Genomic DNA, 19,793 nt, shown 5'->3' with positions numbered 1-19,793 from the left:
TCATCCGCCGCCTTGGGTAATCCTCTCAATGCATGACGCTATCGCTTATGCATCCTACGACTGCGGACAACCATATGGCGGCAAACGAACATTTAGAAGTCATTGAAATTACTTCATCAAGCGACAGCTTCGGCCGATAACGAGCGTAGCTGCCAACTAATTTTTGCACGTAACAGCTCACTGTGCACTTAATAAACCAACCATGCTTTGCTCAAAACGGCGTGATTGAATAATAGGATCCGTTTTGATTTCCAACCCTTGAATGCAAATAACCGAAATACATTCGCCGTGAGGCCCGGTAATCCTTCCAGCCTATAACAAAAAAAGGGGCTTTTCAGCCCCTTTTTGGTGTGCGACAAATTAATTGAACGATTTGCCGGGTGTGCCGGGTAAGGTCGGCATGGTTTGTTTTGGAAACTCACCGGTCAAGGCATTCAAAAACGCCACGATGTCGGCGGTGTCTTCGTCGGACAAATCTTTGCCCAATTGCAATTTCGCCATCAGTTTTACCGCTTTATCCAGCGTAGGCACGGAACCGTTGTGGAAATACGGTGCGGTCAAAGCCACGTTACGCAAGGTCGGCACTTTAAACATATGTTCATCGCCGGCTTTTTTGGTCACGTCCGCCAAACCTTTATCTTTTTTGAAATGGTATTGCGCTTCAAAATAGCCGTTTGGATGCATCGGGAATTTTTGGAACATGCCGGGGCCGTTGAAAGCCGGACCGCTATGGCAGCTGGTGCAACCTAACTCCACGGCTTTGTTCATGCCGCGCACTTGTTGTTCGCTCATCGCCGTTTTATCGCCTTTCACATATTTGTCGTAGGCGCTGTTAGGGGTAATCAAAGTTCTTTCATAAGCGGCAATCGCCTTAGTGGCGTTATCTTTTGTAATGGTCTCTGCATCGCTGCCAAAAGCCAAATCAAAAGCCTTGCGATAACCCTTGATGGTTTTTAGGCGGGCAACCACGTCATCCCAGCTTTTCATACCCATTTCAATCGGGTTGGTGACAGGGCCTGCGGCTTGGGCTTCGAGACTATCCGCGCGTCCGTCCCAGAATTGTACTTTGTTGAACGCCGCGTTCCAGACAGTCGGCGCACTTCGACCACCAGTCTGGCCGTTAACGCCCATGGAATTAGGCCGATTATCTTCCCCGCCCAGCATGGTATTGTGGCAAGACGCGCAAGATACGGTGCCGGTCGAAGACAAGCGTGGATCGTGATACAGCATTTTACCCAATTCGACTTTTTCAGCCGTAGTTGGATTATCGGCAGGCGCGGGTGCTGTAGTTGGCAAGGCTTCCGCCGCCATAACAGAAAGTGAACCGGTCAATGCAATCGCAGAAACCAGCATCCGAATTTTAAACATGTCATCCTCCAGTATTGTTATTGTTAGTAACGAATCCGAATTGTAAGGTAAAGCAAGCGGCCAGGTAAATTTTATTGCACTAGGAACTATTTCGGCTTACTGGTATCTACCCTCCGCATCCTTAGCGATGCAATCATAATAATGCAGTACCGATTTCGGCGTTTTGCGGTAGTCGAGTTTGCAAGCAGGCTTTGCAGCCTACCGCCTGAGCGTCGAAATGCACCTATCTTTTCAAACCAGGGGGACTTATGAACAAGCTAGCACTTATCACAGGCAGTATCATGCTGATTTTCGGCAGCGCCGTATTCGCGGAACCACATGCCGACGAGGCGTTAAAGCACGCGAAAGAGGCCGTGGAACACGGCAAACTCGGCCACTCCGTCGTATTGGTGGAACACGCGGAAACCGCGTTGGAACACGCCAAAAAAGCCCAGGAAGCCGCCAAGAGCGAAGATGACAAACACCACATGCATGAAGCAGTGGAGTCATTACAACAAGGTATCGAACATGGCAAACTGGAACATGCCGATAAGGCCACCCATGCCGTCCAAGATGCCATAACACATATCGAAGCGGGTAATAAATAGATTTTCCTCATCGCCTACGCATGCCGCGTTTTTAACAGCGACATGCGTAGATTGATAGCGGCGCCAAAGGATGAGCGGCATTTGCCAAAACAGCCAACGCTAGCGGAGTTGGTATTTTTCGATGCGGTAGCGGATTTTTTCCCGCGTAGTTTTCAATACCCGCGCTACTTCCGTAACATTGCCATGGTAGGTCGCCAGCATTTTCCTGACGATCTCGCTTTCCATTTCCTCCAGGCCCATGCTGCCATCGATGGGAAACTGCAAATCCAGCTTTGAGTGACTTGCACCGATATCAAGCGAAACCAATGGTTCGGCGACCCGTTCAGCTGTTTCAGATATTCCCGACTCAAACCCCGCATCGTCACCAGGCAACCATTGTTCCGGTAATTGATGCGACAGGGATAAAATCACACTGCGCTCCAACACATTACGCAACTCCCTGACATTGCCGGGCCAGGGATAACGTTTCAAACGCTGCCAGGCTCGGGACGAAATCTGCGTCACCTTTTTTCCGGCCAAACAATTGAATTCCGCGATTAACGCCGGCACTAAGTCGTCCAAATCCTCCCTGCGTTCCCGCAAGCTGGGTAGACGCAACTCGAACACGCTGAGCCGGTAATAAAGGTCGGAACGAAAATGACCGCTTTTAACTTCATCCTGCAAATGCCGGTGGGTGGCGGCGATGATGCGGATATCCACGCTAATTTCCTGCTCACCGCCCAAACGCCTTAATTTGCGATCTTCCAACACCTTAAGCAATTTGGCCTGTAGATCCAAAGGCATTTCACCGATTTCATCCAAAAACAGCGTGCCGTTGTGGGCTTGTTCGATCAGGCCGCGGTGGCGGGATTTGGCGCCGGTAAAGGCCCCGGCTTCATGGCCGAACAATTCGGATTCCAGCAAATCTTTCGGCAAGGCGGCGCAATTCAGCTCAATCAACGGCTCTTTGGCCCTATCGCTGTTGTAATGCAAAATCCGCGTCGCCAGTCCTTTACCGGTGCCGGTTTCGCCGGTCAGAATCAAGGCGCTGTAAGGTACTTGACTGAGTTGCCGCAGCATATCGGTGGTTTGGCGGCTGACTTTGCTGCCTCCGATAAAACTTTCCGGCGAATAACGCTTACCGGCATTCACCGAATCGGTCAGAATCCGCCGCTGAGCCTGAGCGCTACGCAGGGCGCTGCGCACCACCATGTCCAGTTGCTCCTGTACGCAAGGCTTGGTGAGGAAGTCGAAAGCGCCCAAACGCAGGGCTCGCACCGAATCGGGCACTTCACCGTAACCGGTTAAAAACACCCATTCGCAATCGCTCAGACTGCTGCGGGTTTCTTCCAACAAATCCAGGCCGGTGCCGTCCGGCAGACTGAGGTCGGACAAAATCAGCGCAGGCCGGTTTTCCTGGTCGCTCAATAGAGACCGGGCTTGCCGGCAGTCGGCGGCCCACAGGGTTTCATAGCCCAAATCCGCATAGTAACGCTGCAATTCCTGGCCCAATAAAGGTTCGTCTTCGATGATTAAGATGGTTTCAGTCATGACCCGGCCTGATACAGTTGAGAGTGATTTCGACGCAAGCGCCTTGAGGTTGGCAATTATAAATTTTCAGACTACCTTCATGATTGCGGACGAAGCGCTTAACCATGGCCAAGCCCAAGCCGGTGCCGTCCTTACGTTGGCTGACGAAGGCGCGAATGCCGTCCTGCAAGAACGCTTCGGAAAATCCCGGCCCATCGTCGCAAACTCTGATGAGCAAGTGTCTATCGCGGCATTCGGCCTGAACCTGGATGCCCCCCGTGTTTCCGCTCAGAGCTTGTTGTGCGTTCAGAATCAAATTCAACAGGGCTTGACGAAACTCGCTGTCGGGCAATCGGCATACCAAATTGGGGCAACCCCGGTAGTCCAAGCTAATGTTTTTGGGAAGTTGATAGCGGGCCAGCATCAGCAATTCGCCGACGGCTTGATCGATCACGATGTCTTTCAACGGTTCCGGTTCATGACGGGCACCTTGTAAAAAGTGGTTCATGGTATCGATTATGCGTTCTATCTCGTTAATGACCAGATCTATCCGATCCAGCGCATCGTCCGCGACTGCAGCGGTTTTTAACTGGTTTTTCAGATTGATGCAGGCCATTTTGATGCCGGCCAGCGGATTGCGCAGTTCGTGCACCAAACGCGCGGTTACTTCACCCAATGCCGCCAAACGGTCCGATTGGGCCATGCTGCGCTGCTGCGCAATCAACGCGCCGGCCGCCTGCTCCACTTGCTGCTCCAGGTTTTGCTGGTACTGTAAATGCTCTGCTTCCAATTCCGATAGCCGGACCACCATGCCGTTGTAATTGGCCAGAATCGGTTGAAAAGTCGGGTCGATGCGCTCCACCGGTATTTGCTGGTAATGGCGATTGCCCAGCAACTCCATTAAATAACTCATCTGTTGCAATGGCTCAAAGATACGACGACGCATCAAGTAGATTAATATCGCCGCGCTCAAAGGCAATGCCAGCATGATGGCAATGCCGAACTCAAACTCGAACGTGGCGGCCGTTGCGATCGAATCGGTTAATACCTTGTGCGCCGTCGCTTCATTCCGAAAGGCGGTACGCAGGGTTTTCAGTACATTCAGCAACAGTATTTTCGGATTTGCACTTTGGTCGTTTAGGGCCTGTCGCGCCGCGCGCAATCTGCCCGGGGTATCGGTGGCCAAATGGTTGTCTTTATCTAACAGTGCTTGCAGCAGACCTTGCAGGTGCTGACGAGTGCCTGAGGCAAGCAAATTGGATTCCGGCGGCAGCCGCGCCAGGCTTTCTTCGGTATCGAACAGCGCGCCCTGTAAGCCTTCCAACAGGGTAACGTGCGCGGATACCGGAGCAATGCGTTGATGGGCTTGCCAAGCCATGATCAACTGGACAATCAACGATACCATCAACAATACGCTGAGCAATGAAACGGTTATCCATATCGGTAAATTTGCGGTACGTGTAATTGTTCTCATGTCTACCTCTTTTTGGTTAGCCGCCGACAGTTAAATAGTCTCTGTGTTTTCGTTCGGCGTTTCGTCCGGGTCCAGGTTAACTACCCAGCTCTGCCAGACTTAGACATGCAAAATCGATTCCGGCAATGCGCTATTCAACCCCGAACCGCAGTCTGTGACTGATACACAAGCATTTGACGCCCCCCTGCCCTCCATGACCACCGATGCTCTGGCTTGTCGTACTCGATAAAACCGCCCTGGCTGGTGAATATCAGCCGGAACGGTGGAAATACCCACTATCAAATGGTGAATATTCCACAACCCCCGCACACGTGAACACTTACTGCATATAAAACAATTAGTTAGGTATTGGCGCGTTATTTGATAGCTTAATGACGGAATCCGCGAAATACATATCCCGTCGCGGACAAATACACCTTTCAACCTTTTCATGCACCAGAAACCCAGCTAAATAAACCAACACTTTCAGTCACGTTCACTAATCAGGAGGCAGTATGCTTACCAATAAACGTCAGCCTAACGCTAATCAATTCAAACTTGCCACGTTCGGCGCCCTGTTGCTGTTGTCGGCGTGTACCACCAACACTAAACCGATGGATGCCGCAAAGGCCAACTCGACCGACCAAGCAGCCGCACCGAGAGAGCAATGGGCCGAAGGCGATTTTCCGGGCTGGCATAACCCGATGCTGGCTCATGCCGCCAAGTACGCGGGCCAAGCCTTGATCGCCAACTTAAAGTCGGCTCAGACAGCGCTGGATTTGAATGATCTGAATCAGGCCAGCCAGTATCTGGACGCGGCCAGCGATCTGGCTAACGGCATTCGCACCATGATGCCGTTCACGGTGATGCTGGATCAGATCAAGGATGCCAAAGGCATCATTTCCGTCAACGCCGATCTATTCGAAACCGACACCCTGTTGCCGATTTATCAAAGCCTGGAAGAACTGGACGTCTATGCGCCGGAAGCGGCGCGGCAGTCCCGCGACAAGGTCAGCCAAGCCGAAAAACTGGCGAAAACCGGCAAAAATACGCAGGCGGTTGAAATGCTGGATCAAGTCGAAGCGGATATTGCCGACACGACCGTCTATATGCCGGTGCTTACCGTATCCCAGCGCATTGAAAATGCCATGCTGGCCATGCGAACAAAACCGTTCAACAAAGTAACCGTGCAAGAACAAATCGATATGGCACTGACCAGCATGATTGACGACACCCGTGGGACTGCAATAGTGAAAGCAGCACGTTACCAATAATCCATTGCATAGGCTGAGTGTCGTTTGTTCCACCCAGCCCTGCATACTAAAGCTTACTGGGGCTTAGCCGTTGCCATTTCAAAAATAATGATTTCGGCTTCGCCCTTTCCGATATTTTCCACGGTCATTTCCGTTCCCGTTTCCCAGAACACTTGGCCGGATTTATAGACATGGACCTCGCCATTATCTTCGACCTGCAACCGACCCTTCAAAACATAACGTGGCCACGGCCCTTCGTGGGTATGCAATGGTGTTTTAAAGCCTCTGGAAAACCTTACGCGGCTTACCTTGGCATTAATCTCCGGCGACGCCAGGGTGACTTGCTTGTTTAGCAATTCGGTACGTGAAAATTTAGCCTCGGCTTGATCGGCCGACACGAAATCATTATTGGCCAGTGCCAGCGCCAAACACGATCCCAGGAACAATAGGCTTTTGGTTTTTCTCATGATTTATCTCCGATTTGTTAGTTGCTTGTAATATTCTCGGGTACCGCTTCGGCGTCCGGCAACGCCGGCATCTCAATGCACGCAGCCTGTTTTGGAAAGTATAAATTAACCGACCCTCCCATCAGAATCCTTGCCCGACAAATGGTTCAAAATCGACGCGTAGAAAACGCTAGACCGGTTTTGTTTGCCCTTTATAACCAGGCAGGCGACAGTTCCGGCAAAGCTTAGTCGGTGCGCGCGCTGGCGAAGCAGCAACGTATGCCCAGCTTGAAGGTTTGTGTGCCGAGTTTCGCCATCATTTGTCCGAGGCCCGAGAACAGAATCCTTGCCTGGGCAATAGTGATTAATGCGCTTGTTCGGAACGAGGCATCGATTTGAGCTTCCTGGCTTCACGGGCCAGCTTGACATAATGGGTACGCAATATTTCCAACTCTTCCTCCTCCAGCTCTTCAAGATCGAGTAAGGCATTATTGGCCCCTTCCACAGCGCGAATCAACTCGTCTAGCTTCACTTGCAAGGCATCGGTATCGCGGTTTTGGGTGTGCTGAATCAGGAATACCATCAGAAGGGTAATGATGGTGGTAGCGGTATTGATGACCAGTTGCCAGGTATCACTAAAACCGAAGATCGGGCCGGTGATTAACCAGACAGATACCAGAATAATGGCTATATTAAACGCTAGCGGACGCCCGCTGATTTTGGAGCTAAATCTGGCGAAGCGATCAAATTTGGCGTTCCAGTATTTTTTATTACGCCATTGTTCCACTATCCAGTCCCACGTTTTGCCAAGCAGATCTTTTACGTCATTTTCAGTAATCACCAATACATCCCCCAGTAAAATTATTATTGTTGTGGTATTACAACCGGGTTCAGAATAGGTTTATTCCATCTTTGTTTCAAGCATTATGCGCAAACAACGTTGACGGAAACTTGATGACATACAATGCGCTAGGCTGGATTTCAGCTATCGTTTCAACCCAGCCTAGCGAGCTGGAAGGTTAAGTGAGACCAATACGCCAAAGCAAAGCAATGGAATCCGACCAGCGTTAAATTCGGACGACCATCATTTTTCCTTTTGCTCTTCGGCGGGAGCTTGTGTCTGGTCAGACGCCTCATCCGCGGGCGTTTGTGCCTCGGCAGCCTTTTTCGCCTTTCTCTCCGCGGCTTTTTTTGCCAGCGCTTCCCTTTGCTCCCTGGCCTGTCTGGCTGCCACCGACCCGGTTTCGGCTTCGGCCAACAGCATTGCCGTGCCCGCCTGGGTTAATGCTGGAGTTAACAGCGCTGACATCACGCAAAGACTTAGCGACAAGCTAATTTTTTTTGATTTATGCAACATAATCACTCCCGTAGTTAAAATATTTATTCTAAATAAGTTCAACTCGGCAAGACCCGAAAATCAATAGGATCAGACTCGATTGAACCGTTTCTACCCTACCCCCATCCGTGGCAATTTACCAATTTTTTCCCTGAAACCATACGTTTCATCGTTTTCTCTGCCCATCAGTTATCAGGCCATGACCAGCATGCAGCGATGTCGTAAACCCAGCGGACGAACCTTCAAACTGGGTTTCGCGTTGCTCTTCCAGTTCTGTTGCAAGCTCGACGGCAAACTCAATATCAGGAAAATGTCCGCTGTCAACGCAACGCTTTCTTATCGTTGTCGATATCCGTGGGCAACACGTTTTTTTGCATATCGTTAAGGGCCCGGCCGGCCATTCTGGCGATATAGAACATAACCAAAAACGTCAAAAAAAGCCCAGCGGCGAGTAACGGATATGGCATTTGAACGGGGAGCGTTTCTCCGGCCGCAAAGCCGGCAAGATGTTTGGTCGCGTAACCGAGATAAACCAGTGCCCCGTTATAAATAAATATTCCGGTAGTTGCGGCGAGATACGGCCAAAATCGAACCGACGCCGCCGCAAAAGCGTAACTGAGCAACGCAAAAGGCAGAGGTGTCAGTCTTAGCAGGAACATTAGTTTGAAAGATACCTGTTGAGTCAGGATGGTATTTAATTTAGCAAATTTCCGCTGGCGTTCCAGCCAGTGACTGAATTTCCCCTTAAAAAGGCTGCGCCCCAAAACGAATATCACCGTAGCGGCGACATAGGTCGCCACCACCATGCATAGTTCGCCGGTCAGTAACGGAAACAGCAAACCGCCCGCAAAACAAAGCGCGTCGACTGAAACCCAAAATGGGACCAACAATGCGAATATTCCGATGAAACCCAAGGGCGCCCAGACGCCAAGCGCCTGGATATCCTGTTCCAGCTCGCCAAGGTGTAACTCCAGCTCCCGACTCAGTCCGACAAGCGCAACCACACCCAAAACGACCGAAACCATCCTACCTGTTGAAATGCGATCCTTTGATTCCATTTTATATATCCCCTTTATTGATATTTTTGATTATAAAGCTGTTTCCGCAACCACCTCATTCCGGCAGGGATTGCCGGAATCCAGAGTACTAGGATGCTGTCATCCATGATTGCTATTGGGGTAGAGAAGAGCCGTTTCTGACTCCCCCTTCCTCCGAACCGCGCATGCCGTTCTCCCGCAGCGGTGCAACCAAACGCCAGGGTAGCGCCGAAGCCGGCCTATCAAGGTCAGGCTGAATCAAGACTGCACCCGCCAAGCCCGTTAGTCGCATGAACGAGCGATATTTTCCACTCCCCGGTTTCCGTTGCATTTCCGGCCCAACCGGCCGAAGCCTGCCGTAGGTTTCTGTCAAAAAATCCGTACCAAGGCAAGTTCGGAATCGCCTCAATAGACCTTACTCCACTCACAAAAAGCCATTAAACAAATTAACGCTTGCGGTTCCAAGAAAGCCGGCGTTAATATATCGACTCGATATGATATCGACTCAATCAATAACTGCGGAGCCCACTCATGACCAAACTACTCACCTCACTCTCGGCAATCCTGTTTTTAACAGTAACCAATACCGCCAGCTATGCCGCCGACGGTATGCAAACCACTGCGCACACAACAGTGCCGGATTTACAAGCCTATGACGAGTTAACCACCAGCCTGCTAGTCTCCCTGTTGATTATCGGTATCTATGGTTTTTACTGGCTCAAGCAAAAAGCGTAGTCGCCCCAGAGACCATTTAACAATTAAAAAGCAGCCTGCTTATATAGCCTACGCCAAGCCATGCGACCGGGTAATGGCTAAAAAATCGTAACTGTTCAGCCCAAAGCACATCAGGCCCTTTCGGCAATTGCTGCTGCCATGCTCTACTACGGCATCCGGCGCTTGAGGGTAGTTTGAGGAAAAGATAAAGCTAAGGAAACCCTTATTTTTAGCCCTCTGACCCAGCCTTCTGCCTGCGCGGGAAGGGCCAAATGCCTTGCTGACGCGTTACAAAAATCAAGACCATATTTGTTAAGGTGGCGCTGCTCATCCCACCGGAGGCGGTTTATGAAAACGCAAATACGTTATTACCTTGGCAATTTACCCCGGGATCTATCGGCCGGGATTGTGGTATTCCTGGTTGCCCTGCCCTTATGTTTAGGCATCGCCCTGGCTTCCGGAGCACCTTGGTTTTCCGGCATTATCGCGGGCATCGTGGGCGGTTTGATCGTCTCGTGGATGAGCGGCTCGCAGCTCAGCGTATCCGGACCCGCGGCAGGTTTAACGGTGATCGTGTTTACGGCCATCGAAACCTTGGGCAATTTCAATGCGTTTTTGATGAGCCTGGTGCTGGCGGGAATTCTGCAATTGGGGTTGGGCTTTTTCAAAGCTGGTGCGATTGCGGCCTTTTTTCCTGCTTCGGTGATAAAAGGCATGCTGGCCGCCATTGGCATGATATTGATTATCAAGCAAATTCCGCATGCCACCGGTTACGATGCCAGTTATCTCGGCGATGAAAGCTATATGCGGGAAACCGCCAAATCGAGTTTCTTCGAACTCTCCCAAGCCTTGCACGGCATTTCGCCGGGAGCCACACTGGTGAGCGTCGTGGCGCTAATGATTCTGATCATTTGGGAAAGCCGCTGGGTAAAACAGTTCGCGCTGTTAAGAAGCATTCCCGGGCCCTTATTGGCGGTTGCCTGGGGTATAGCTTATAACACTTGGACCTTACAATTAGCTCCCGATTGGGCGCTGGGCGCCGAACATCTGGTGTCTTTACCGGAACTGGGCTCTACTCGCAACTTCGTCTATCAGCTGCGTTTACCGGATTTTAGTTATTTGCATAATCCGAAAATTTACAGCATTGCGGTGACCCTAGCCATTGTAGCCAGTCTGGAGACGCTGTTAAGTGTCGAGGCGGTCGATAAGCTGGATCCGCACAAACGGGTCACTCCCACCAACCTGGAGCTGAAAGCCCAAGGCATGGGTAATCTCATCAGCGGCATGCTGGGCGGACTGCCCATCACCGCCGTGATCGTACGTAGCGCCGCCAATATCAATGCCGGCGGCCAAACGCGGCTGTCGTGCTTTTTCCACGGCGGCTTATTGCTGGTGAGCGTGGTGTATTTCGCCCATTATCTAAACATGATGCCTTTGGCTTGCCTTGCCGCCATCCTGCTGCAAATCGGCTATAAATTGGCCAAACCGATGCTGTTTATCGAGTTTTACCGCAAAGGTTTGAATCAGTTCGTACCTTTCGTCATTACCATATTTGCCATCCTGTTGACCGACTTATTGGTAGGTATCGCCATTGGCATGGCATGCGGGATTTTCTTTGTGTTACGGGCGGATTTTCATTCCGCCATGACCTTAACCAAGCACGGCCGGCATTACTTGCTCAGGTTACATAAAGATGTGTCGTTCTTGAATAAATCCTTGTTACGCAACCATTTTGCCGGCGTCGCTCATGATAGCGATTTGATCATAGACGGCAGCAAAGCTTTGTTTATCGACCAGGATATTTTGGAGACCATCGCCGAATTTATGATCGCGGCATCAGACCGCAATATCAACGTGGCGCTGCAAGGTTTTGCCGGGGATTCGCCGCTACATGGAACGAGTACGAGTTTTGTACCAAGCTTGGCCGGTGTCGGCGGGCATGCCTGAGAGTCTAGGATTTGCTTAAACTTCGCGGCGGCCGGCGAAGGCATGCGCCAAAGTGCCGCTGTCGATGAACTCCAATTCGCCGCCCATGGGAACGCCGTGGGCGATGCGGGTGGCGCGGATGTTGAATTTGTTGGCTATATCGCCGATAAAATGCGCGGTGGCTTGCCCTTCTATGGTGGAATTGGTGGCCAAAATAATTTCCTTGACGGCGCCACCGGCCAAGCGTTGCTCCAGCTGGTCGATACCTAATTCGTCCGGCCCGATGCCGTCCAGCGGCGACAAACGGCCGTGCAACACGAAATATTTGCCTTTAAAACTGGTGGCCTGATCGATGACCCAGACATCGGCCGCACTTTCCACCACGCACAGCACATCGTCCTCGCGCAAACGGTTCGCGCATATTTCGCACACTTCGGTTTCGCTCAAGGTACGGCAGTCGCGGCAATAGCCGATCTTTTCCATGGCTTGCGCCAATATCTGGCTCAGTTGTCGGCCGCCGTCGCGATTGCGCTGCAATAAATGAAACGCCATGCGCTGGGCGGACTTGGGGCCCACGCCCGGCAAACAACACAAGCTTTGAATCAGTTCTTTCAGCAAACCCGCGTTCTGCATCGTTAAAACGGCATTTGGAATCCGGGAGGCAAAGGCATGCCGGCGGTCACATCGGCCATTTTGTCTTTTTTCATTTTAGCGACCTTATGAACCGCGTCATTGATGGCGGCAGCCACCAGGTCTTCCAGCATATCCTTGTCATCGCCAACCAGAGAAGGATCGATGTTGACTTTGCGAACTTCGCGTTTGCCGGTCATGATAATCGTCACCAAACCACCGCCGGACTCGCCTTGTACTTCCATGGCGGCCAGCTCTTCCTGAACCTTTTTGAAGTTGTCTTGCATTTTTTGGGCTTGCTGCATCATGCCTGCGAGTGCATTTTTCATGGTCTCTCCCATTTAGTTAAGCGGTTCTATACTGCCGGGCAAAATTCTGGCGTCAAATTCGTCTCTTAAAGCCTGAACGTTCGGGTCGTTATTTATGGCATCCACGGCCGCCTGCTGTCTGTCTTCACGAGCTTTTTGCTGCTCCAGAGCCGGCGTCATTTGTTGACTGATTTGCGGGGCGATTTGCAGTTTTAAAGGTCTGCCGTAATATTTTTGCAGCGCGTCGCGTAATTTTTCTTCGGCGATGGTGCCCACTCGCTGAAAACCGGGATCGATCAGCAAACGGCAGACATTGTCGTCTATGCCGTCCAAGATGCAATTGTTAGCCAATTCGCGGGTGCGGCCACCGATTTGCAGCGCGGTAATGATTTGATTCCAATTGTCGGCTTGCAGGCCCTGCTCCGAGTGCGGAACATGCGGATCGGTTGGGGTTGGCGCGGGTTGCGCAACGAGCGCCTCATCCGGCCTTGAGGATGATTGTACGGCCGGTTTTGCAACCGATGTAGGACTTGGCGCTGTTTTAACCGCTTGCGAAGCCGCCGGGGCAGCTAGCGTTTGGGCACCGGCAGTCCGCGGGCGAAACGCCAACATTCTCAGCAGCACCATTTCAAAACCGCTGCGCGGATCGGGGGCCAAATCCAAATCCCGCTGGCCGATTAGACCGATTTGATAAAACAATTGTACATCTTCCGGCAACAAAGCCTGCGCCAGCTCGATCAACAACTGTTGATCGAATTCATGATCGACAAAATCCGGCAGTTGTTGCAGCAAGGCCACCCGATGCAATACCCGTAACATTTGCTGCAAAATATCGGCAAAATCCGGGGTCAATTCCGCCACTTCGGCAATTTTAGCCAATATGCCTTTGCCATCCTGCTTTGCCAATGCCCGCAAAATTTCATCTATAGGCTGCTGTGCCACGGTGCCCAGCATACCGGTAACATCGACCAAGCTGACGCTACCGCTGCCGTAAACGATGGCCTGATCCAGCAAACTCAAACCATCGCGCATACTGCCGTCCGCAGCCCTGGACAGCAATTTGATTGCTGCGGGGTCGAAGCTGATCTGTTCTTCGCCCAGAATAAAACTCATCTGCCGTTCGATTTGCTCCGGCAGTAGCCGTTTTAAATTAAATTGCAGGCAACGGGACAACACGGTGACCGGAATCTTGTGCGGGTCGGTAGTGGCCAGTAAAAATTTGACGTGCGGCGGCGGTTCTTCCAGGGTTTTTAGCAGCGCATTGAAGCTGTGCCCGGACAGCATGTGTACTTCGTCGATCAGATAGACTTTGTAGCGGCCCTGATTGGGGGCGTATTGGGCATTGTCGAGTAAATCGCGGGTATCTTCGACCTTGGTGCGGGATGCGGCATCGACCTCGATCAAATCCATGAAACGGCCTTGCTCGAAATCCAGACAAACCGGGCAGGCGCCGCACGGATTACTGTCCTGCAAGTTTTCGCAGTTGATGGCTTTGGCTAAAATCCGCGCTACGGTGGTTTTACCGACCCCACGGGTACCGGTAAACAAATAGGCGTGATGCAATCGATCATGCTGCAAAGCATGTATCAAGGATTGGCTGACGTGCTCCTGGCCGACTAACTGGGAGAAATTACTGGGACGCCATTTTCTGGCAAGAACCTGATAAGCCATTAGCGACAAAGACGGGGAATGGGCGGTTACCATGCCAGCCACATCCCGGCACACGAATCTGCTGCTACCGTTGCTCCCTTCCGGGCCTGGCGGGGTTTACAGCGTATCGTTGCGAGAGGACCGACACAGTAACCATAAAAACATCGACTGCTGCCGAAGACTGCGTATTATCCTTAATTCGCAGCCGGTTGGCAAGCCGGTTATTGAAAATTAATCGATTTAATCGCCGTGCCCATCGCATGCGCGAACGAAGCGCCGAATTTCCCGGCCAGGCGATCGATCAAGCGTTCCTGCGGGGTAAAATTAACCTTGGTCTCTGTGCCCAACACATCTCGCGCTACCGAATCCACGCTGCCGAAATCGTCCGCCAAGCCCAGCTTGACGCCTTCCTCGCCGGTCCAAACCAATCCCGAGAACATTTCGGGGGTTTCCTGCAAGCGATCCCCTCGCCCTTGCTTGACCGCAGCAATGAACTGTTGATGCACCTGATCCAGCAGCGACTGCATGTGCTTTTCCTCTTGTAGATTGATCGGCGAAAAAGGATCTAGCATGGCTTTATGCTCACCGGCGGTCAGCAAACGCCGCTCTACGCCTAACTTATGCAAAACATCGCTAAAACCAAAGCCGTTCATGATCACACCGATAGAACCAATCAGACTGGCCTGGCTGACGTAAATTTTGTCGCTGGCCGACGCGATGTAGTAACCACCCGACGCGCACATATCGCCAACGACTGAATAAATCGGCATATCCGGATGCTTGGCCTTCTGGCGGCGAATTTCTTCGTACACATAGCCGGATTGCACTGCGCTGCCGCCGGGCGAATTGATATTTAAAATAATACCTTTGGTGTTTTTATCTTTTACCGCATCGCGCAAGCCTTCTATGATCACATTGGCATTGGCGGCTTCGCCGTCGGCAATCATGCCCAGCACATCGATCACGGCCACGTGCTCTTTGTCCGTGGTCATTTCAGACTCGAAACGCGGATAGATAAACATGCCCAGCGCCACGGCCAGATAGGCGAAGGTTAACAATTTAAAAAACACCCCCCAGCGCCGGGTTCTTTTTTGCTCGTCTATGGCGGCGAAAGCCAACTTTTCCAACACCGTCTTTTCCCAGCCCGGTAAATGTTCGTCGGATGTATTCGGTTGTTGATGATTGTCCACGCTTAAACCTCTTAAATAATGCTTATTAACTCAGTCGGATACGCTAGACAACGCAACGACTGATATTGTTTCAATGTATCGGCGGAATGTGCGCCGCAGGTCACGGCTACGGAAGCGACCTGCGCATTTAATGCCATTTGCAGATCATGCACCGAATCGCCCACCATCAGCGTACGCTGCTTGCTGACACCCAACTCGGCGACAATTTCGTCAATCATCAGCGGATCGGGTTTGGAAGCGGTTTGATCCGAACTACGGGTGGCGCAGAACACATCCGTCACGCCCGTCGCGTTGATCGCTTTCGCCAAACCGGCCGATTTCTTGCCGGTTGCCACCGCTAGGCGAAAACCCCGCTGTTTGAACCCGCGCAACATATCATGCACGCAGGGAAACAAATCATCCGGCCCAATCTGCCTGGAGAAAAATTGTTGCCCATAATGGGCGGCAAGCTTGCTCCGGGTATCGTTATCCAGTTCCGGAAACAAGGTCTGTATGGCGTTTTCCAAACTTAAACCGATAATGTCCCTGGCGGCCTGCGGCTCGGGAACCGGACAACCGTATTCGGCCGCGGCCCGTTGAATACACTGTACTATCCAATCGATAGAGTCGACCAGCGTACCGTCCCAATCGAATATGATTAAATCAAAGCGGTTTTTCATTACTCAGCAAAGCTTGTAAATCATCGGGTAATGGTGCCGTAAAATGTAGGGCTTGTCCGGTCACCGGATGCAAAAATTGCAGCTGCTCGGCATGTAAAAACAGCCGCTTGTAGCCGCGCTTTTTAAACGCCTTGTTAACCTGATCTTCTCCGTAGCGGTCATCGGCCACGATCGGGTGCCCCAACCAGGCGGCATGCACCCGGATCTGATGGGTACGGCCGGTTTTGGGCGCCGCGTGCACCAATGTGACATCCTGGAAGGCTTTTAGCCGGGTAAACAGCGTTTCCGCAGATTTACCGGCCTGACTGACCGTGACCATGCGCTCGCCGCCTTGATTAACATTTTTTAATAAGGGCACCTCAACCAACTGCTTTTTCCGTTTAAACTGTCCGGTCAACAAAGCCAGATAGGTCTTCTGTATCCCATCGCCGCGAAACAGCTCATGCAACACTTTCAACACCGAACGCTTTTTGGCGATCAACAAACAGCCGGAGGTTTCTTTATCCAGCCTATGCACCAATTCCAAAAATTTCTGTTGCGGACGAATCTGCCGCAAGGCTTCTATCACTCCGGACTGCACCCCGCTACCGCCATGTACGGCAAAACCGGCCGGCTTATTCAATACGATAAAACCATCGTCTTCATATAAGATGTGGTTCTGAAGACTGTATTTCAAGGTCGGCTGCACGATCACTTCGTCATTCTTTTCCGCCACCCTGACCGGCGGAATCCTGACGACATCGCCCAGTGCCAGCTTATAACTGACATCGACCCGGCCTTTATTCACCCTGACCTCGCCTTTTCTGACCATGCGGTAAATACGGGTTTTGGGCACGCCCTTGAGGTAACTGATCAGGAAATTATCCAGCCGTTGTTCGGTATTGGCCTCGCTGATTTCAAGCCATTGTACTTGCGGATTAGTCTGTTCGGATGCGGTTTTCATGCCATAAATAATAGCAATTTATCCTAACCCCATGTTTAAAATTGCTGCCCCTGATAAACATTGCTATATTAGGCCAGTTTATCTGTGAATAGACTTAACAAAAACAACCTGTAGGCCTCGACGCTGGGCGTCCTCGCCGACCAAAAGAATTTTTTCGGGTTTTATCGCTCAACCCATGATGAGCGAGTGCATCCAACACCAAGAGTCGGTAAAAAAACAGATCGTCCACTATGCAAGCGCCGCCCTCGGCAAGTCCGTTAATCGCTGCCCCTAACAAAACGTCATATGTCGTTTTCAGTCAGCCTGGCCCGCTCCAATAAAGATATAGATTTAGGCGTGTAAAGCCGCTTTTTTCCGAGACATACAAAACTGTTTATCACTCTCTTCGGTAGGATACATATAACAACAAGGATAATTGAATGAAAAGAATGCTTATCAACGCCACGCAGCCCGAAGAGCTGCGAGTGGCCTTGGTAGATGGTCAAAAACTGTATGATTTTGACATCGAAGTCCCTTCAAAAGAGCAAAAAAAATCCAACATTTACAAAGGCATCATCACCCGGGTAGAACCCAGTCTGGAAGCTGCCTTCGTCAATTACGGCGCTGAAAAACATGGCTTTCTGCCATTTAAGGAGATCGCACTAGAATATAGATCCGGAGACGGCGACGACAGCAAATCCACCAAAGCCAACATACGCGAAGGCCAGGAAATTGTCGTTCAAATCGAAAAAGAAGAGCGCGGCAATAAAGGCGCGGCTTTAACCACCTATGTCAGTCTGGCCGGCACCTATTTGGTGCTGATGCCCAATAACCCGAAAGCCGGCGGCATCTCGCGCCGGATTGAAGGCGACAACCGCAGCGAGCTGCGCGAAACCATGTCCGCACTGGAAATTCCGGACAGCATGGGTTTGATTATCCGCACGGCCGGCTCCGACAAGAGCGCAGAGGAATTGCAATGGGATTTAAACTATCTGCTGCAATTGTGGGAAGCCATCGAGCGTTCCAGCCACGAACAAACCGCGCCTTTCCTGATTTTCCAGGAAAGCAACGTGATCATCCGCGCCCTGCGCGATCACTTGCGCGGCGATATCGATGAAATACTGATCGACCAGGAAGGCGCTTTCAAACTGGCCTCCAACTTCCTGAAACAGGTCATGCCGCACAACCTGAGCAAGGCCAAACTGTACCAGGATAGCGTGCCGCTGTTCAGCCGCTACCAGATCGAAACCCAAATCGAAATGGCCTACAAACGGGAAGTGTCTCTGCCTTCCGGCGGCTCTATCGTCATCGATCACACCGAAGCCTTAACCTCGATCGACATCAACTCGGCCCGCGCCACCAAAGGCAGCGATATCGAGGAAACCGCGCTCAACACCAACCTGGAAGCAGCCGATGAAATTGCCCGCCAATTGCGTTTACGCGATTTGGGCGGCTTGTTCGTGGTCGACTTTATCGACATGATGTCGAATAAAAATCAGCGCGAAGTGGAAAACCGCTTGCGCGACGCTTTAAAAATCGACCGGGCCCGCATCCAAACCGGCCGTATCTCGCGTTTCGGTTTAATGGAAATGTCCAGACAGCGCTTGCGTCCGTCCTTGGGCGACTCCACCCAGCTGACCTGCCCGCGCTGTAAAGGCCAGGGCACCATCCGTAACGTTGAATCCGTTACGCTGGCGGTATTGCGTTTGATCGAAGAAGAAGCCATGAAAAAAGGCACCGAGCGCGTGATTGCGCATTTGCCGATCGATTGCGCCACCTTCCTGTTGAACGAAAAACGCTCCGCGATCCAAGAGCTGGAGGCCAGGCTAAAAGTCAGTATCGTCGTGTTGCCGAGCAAACACATCGAAACCCCTGCCTACGACATCGAACGCATCAAATCCTTGGAAGGCATGGAAGACAAACCTAGCCATCTGCACATCAAGGAAGATGACATTACTTTACCCGAGTTTGCCAAACAAACGGCTCCCAAAGCCGAGAAAGCGGCGGTCAAAGAATTTTTACCGGATGCGCCCGCTCCGGTACAAAACAAAAAAACCTCAACCAGTTTAATTCAGCGTTTCTGGCAACGTTTGATCGGCCAAACCAAAACCCCCGAAAAAGCCGAACCCACTGAAAAAAGCAGTGAAAACCGGCCCAAATCTGCCCGCAATAACCGTCGCGACCGCGACCGGGATCGCCCCAGCGGCAACCGTAACAATGCGCGCCGCAACAATAAACGCAACCCCAACCCGGCGCAAAGCGCTGAAAACACGGCGGACAACGTCGAAAACAACCAGCCAGTCGCTGAGACGCTGGAGAACGCCGAAACGCCGCACAACAAAGCCAATGGCGACCGCCCGGCACGCCGCGGTCGCAACCGCCGCCGCAGTCCGCGCAACACCGGCGAGAGAAAACCGGAACAATCCACTGCGGAAGGTGGCGCCAGCCAAGAGCGCACCGACTCCAACCCGGCGCTCGGCCCGTCCCCGGTTGCACAAACCAGCGAATATCAGCCCCGCCCGTATAACACCGAGTTTGCCGAGCGCAAACAACGTGCGGAAGCGGAACCCCAACAAACCCGACACAGCGAAGATACACCCGCCCAAGTGACTTCGGTATCCGAAGATTAACTTAAGTCCTTCCGATCACCCCGGTATCAACGCCCGCGGAGGGCGTGATACCGGGGCTCTTCTATACCCTCCCCAACTCCCGTTAACGGCGGTGGCAGAAAATAAAACTGCTAAGTGCTAAAATTTGCTGCGAAAACAGCCCCACCCGTCAACATCACAACTTAAATTTCAATGA

Annotated in this window: 19 protein-coding genes and 1 other RNA gene; 5 read left to right on the top strand and 15 right to left on the bottom strand. The window is 51.8% G+C overall.

What is annotated here, in order from left to right; genetic code table 11:
- Positions 1-360: 360 nt before the first annotated feature.
- Entirely contained in the window at positions 361-1,368 is a 1,008-nt protein-coding gene (locus M0R33_RS21670) for a cytochrome-c peroxidase (RefSeq protein ID WP_292574054.1), read from the bottom strand.
- A gap of 248 nt (positions 1,369-1,616) precedes the next feature.
- Between M0R33_RS21670 and smbP the strand changes: the two genes are divergently transcribed.
- Complete coding sequence (smbP, locus tag M0R33_RS21665; protein WP_292574053.1) at positions 1,617-1,955, top strand: small metal-binding protein SmbP; 339 nt, start codon at positions 1,617-1,619, stop codon at positions 1,953-1,955.
- A 99-nt stretch (positions 1,956-2,054) separates the two neighbouring features.
- Here smbP and M0R33_RS21660 read toward each other — a convergent pair whose 3' ends face one another.
- Positions 2,055-3,485, bottom strand: coding sequence for a sigma-54 dependent transcriptional regulator (locus M0R33_RS21660; protein ID WP_292574052.1), 1,431 nt, complete (start codon positions 3,483-3,485; stop codon positions 2,055-2,057).
- Positions 3,478-4,938, bottom strand: a complete 1,461-nt coding sequence (locus M0R33_RS21655; RefSeq protein ID WP_292574051.1) for an ATP-binding protein — start codon at positions 4,936-4,938, stop codon at positions 3,478-3,480. The genes M0R33_RS21660 and M0R33_RS21655 overlap by 8 nt, the downstream gene beginning before the upstream one ends.
- Before the next feature lie 494 nt (positions 4,939-5,432).
- On the opposite strand from M0R33_RS21655, the gene M0R33_RS21650 reads away from it, so the two are divergent.
- Positions 5,433-6,191 (top strand): YfdX family protein, encoded by a 759-nt coding sequence (locus M0R33_RS21650; protein WP_292574050.1) that lies wholly within the window; start codon positions 5,433-5,435, stop codon positions 6,189-6,191.
- Between the two features lie 53 nt (positions 6,192-6,244).
- On the opposite strand, the gene M0R33_RS21645 is transcribed toward M0R33_RS21650, so the two are convergent.
- The 5 genes from M0R33_RS21645 to M0R33_RS21625 all read right to left on the bottom strand — a co-directional run bounded on the left by M0R33_RS21645 (position 6,245) and on the right by M0R33_RS21625 (position 9,320).
- Positions 6,245-6,637, bottom strand: coding sequence for a cupin domain-containing protein (locus tag M0R33_RS21645; protein WP_292574049.1), 393 nt, complete (start codon positions 6,635-6,637; stop codon positions 6,245-6,247).
- Between the two features lie 343 nt (positions 6,638-6,980).
- The gene (locus M0R33_RS21640) at positions 6,981-7,457 is read right to left on the bottom strand and encodes a low affinity iron permease family protein (RefSeq protein WP_292574048.1); all 477 of its coding nucleotides are present in this window, start codon (positions 7,455-7,457) and stop codon (positions 6,981-6,983) included.
- A gap of 243 nt (positions 7,458-7,700) precedes the next feature.
- Positions 7,701-7,973, bottom strand: a complete 273-nt coding sequence (locus tag M0R33_RS21635) for a hypothetical protein (RefSeq protein ID WP_292574047.1) — start codon at positions 7,971-7,973, stop codon at positions 7,701-7,703.
- Between the two features lie 299 nt (positions 7,974-8,272).
- The gene (locus tag M0R33_RS21630; RefSeq protein ID WP_292574046.1) at positions 8,273-9,010 is read right to left on the bottom strand and encodes a VTT domain-containing protein; all 738 of its coding nucleotides are present in this window, start codon (positions 9,008-9,010) and stop codon (positions 8,273-8,275) included.
- Positions 9,011-9,122: 112 nt separating this feature from the next.
- Entirely contained in the window at positions 9,123-9,320 is a 198-nt protein-coding gene (locus M0R33_RS21625; RefSeq protein ID WP_292574045.1) for a hypothetical protein, read from the bottom strand.
- A 200-nt stretch (positions 9,321-9,520) separates the two neighbouring features.
- Here M0R33_RS21625 and M0R33_RS21620 point away from each other — a divergent pair, with 200 nt between their 5' ends.
- Both M0R33_RS21620 and M0R33_RS21615 read left to right on the top strand, forming a co-directional pair.
- Positions 9,521-9,724, top strand: coding sequence for a hypothetical protein (locus M0R33_RS21620; protein ID WP_292574044.1), 204 nt, complete (start codon positions 9,521-9,523; stop codon positions 9,722-9,724).
- 327 nt (positions 9,725-10,051) lie between these two features.
- Positions 10,052-11,650 carry a SulP family inorganic anion transporter gene (locus tag M0R33_RS21615; protein ID WP_292574043.1) on the top strand — a complete coding sequence of 533 codons (1,599 nt, stop codon included), beginning with the start codon at positions 10,052-10,054 and terminating at the stop codon, positions 11,648-11,650.
- Positions 11,651-11,665: 15 nt separating this feature from the next.
- Here the strand turns inward: M0R33_RS21615 and recR are convergent, their stop codons facing one another.
- The 7 genes from recR to rluC form a co-directional block, all read right to left on the bottom strand.
- Positions 11,666-12,262, bottom strand: a complete 597-nt coding sequence (gene recR / locus M0R33_RS21610; RefSeq protein ID WP_292574042.1) for a recombination mediator RecR — start codon at positions 12,260-12,262, stop codon at positions 11,666-11,668.
- 2 nt (positions 12,263-12,264) lie between these two features.
- A complete protein-coding gene (locus M0R33_RS21605; protein ID WP_292574041.1) occupies positions 12,265-12,588 on the bottom strand; it encodes a YbaB/EbfC family nucleoid-associated protein in 324 nt (107 codons plus the stop codon).
- Positions 12,589-12,600: 12 nt separating this feature from the next.
- The gene (dnaX, locus tag M0R33_RS21600) at positions 12,601-14,238 is read right to left on the bottom strand and encodes a DNA polymerase III subunit gamma/tau (protein WP_292574055.1); all 1,638 of its coding nucleotides are present in this window, start codon (positions 14,236-14,238) and stop codon (positions 12,601-12,603) included.
- A gap of 29 nt (positions 14,239-14,267) precedes the next feature.
- Positions 14,268-14,364, bottom strand: an RNA gene (gene ffs / locus M0R33_RS21595) — signal recognition particle sRNA small type.
- A 74-nt stretch (positions 14,365-14,438) separates the two neighbouring features.
- A complete protein-coding gene (gene sppA / locus M0R33_RS21590; protein ID WP_292574040.1) occupies positions 14,439-15,407 on the bottom strand; it encodes a signal peptide peptidase SppA in 969 nt (322 codons plus the stop codon).
- 11 nt (positions 15,408-15,418) lie between these two features.
- Complete coding sequence (locus M0R33_RS21585; RefSeq protein WP_292574039.1) at positions 15,419-16,066, bottom strand: HAD-IA family hydrolase; 648 nt, start codon at positions 16,064-16,066, stop codon at positions 15,419-15,421.
- The gene (rluC, locus tag M0R33_RS21580) at positions 16,050-17,009 is read right to left on the bottom strand and encodes a 23S rRNA pseudouridine(955/2504/2580) synthase RluC (protein ID WP_292574038.1); all 960 of its coding nucleotides are present in this window, start codon (positions 17,007-17,009) and stop codon (positions 16,050-16,052) included. The genes M0R33_RS21585 and rluC overlap by 17 nt, the downstream gene beginning before the upstream one ends.
- A 419-nt stretch (positions 17,010-17,428) precedes the next feature.
- Between rluC and M0R33_RS21575 the strand changes: the two genes are divergently transcribed.
- Positions 17,429-19,618, top strand: a complete 2,190-nt coding sequence (locus M0R33_RS21575) for an Rne/Rng family ribonuclease (protein ID WP_292574037.1) — start codon at positions 17,429-17,431, stop codon at positions 19,616-19,618.
- Positions 19,619-19,793: the final 175 nt, after the last annotated feature.

The sequence above is a fragment of the Methylomonas sp. genome, from assembly GCF_023228165.1.
Lineage (GTDB): Bacteria > Pseudomonadota > Gammaproteobacteria > Methylococcales > Methylomonadaceae > Methylomonas.
This window is presented reverse-complemented; position numbering and strand designations above follow the sequence as displayed.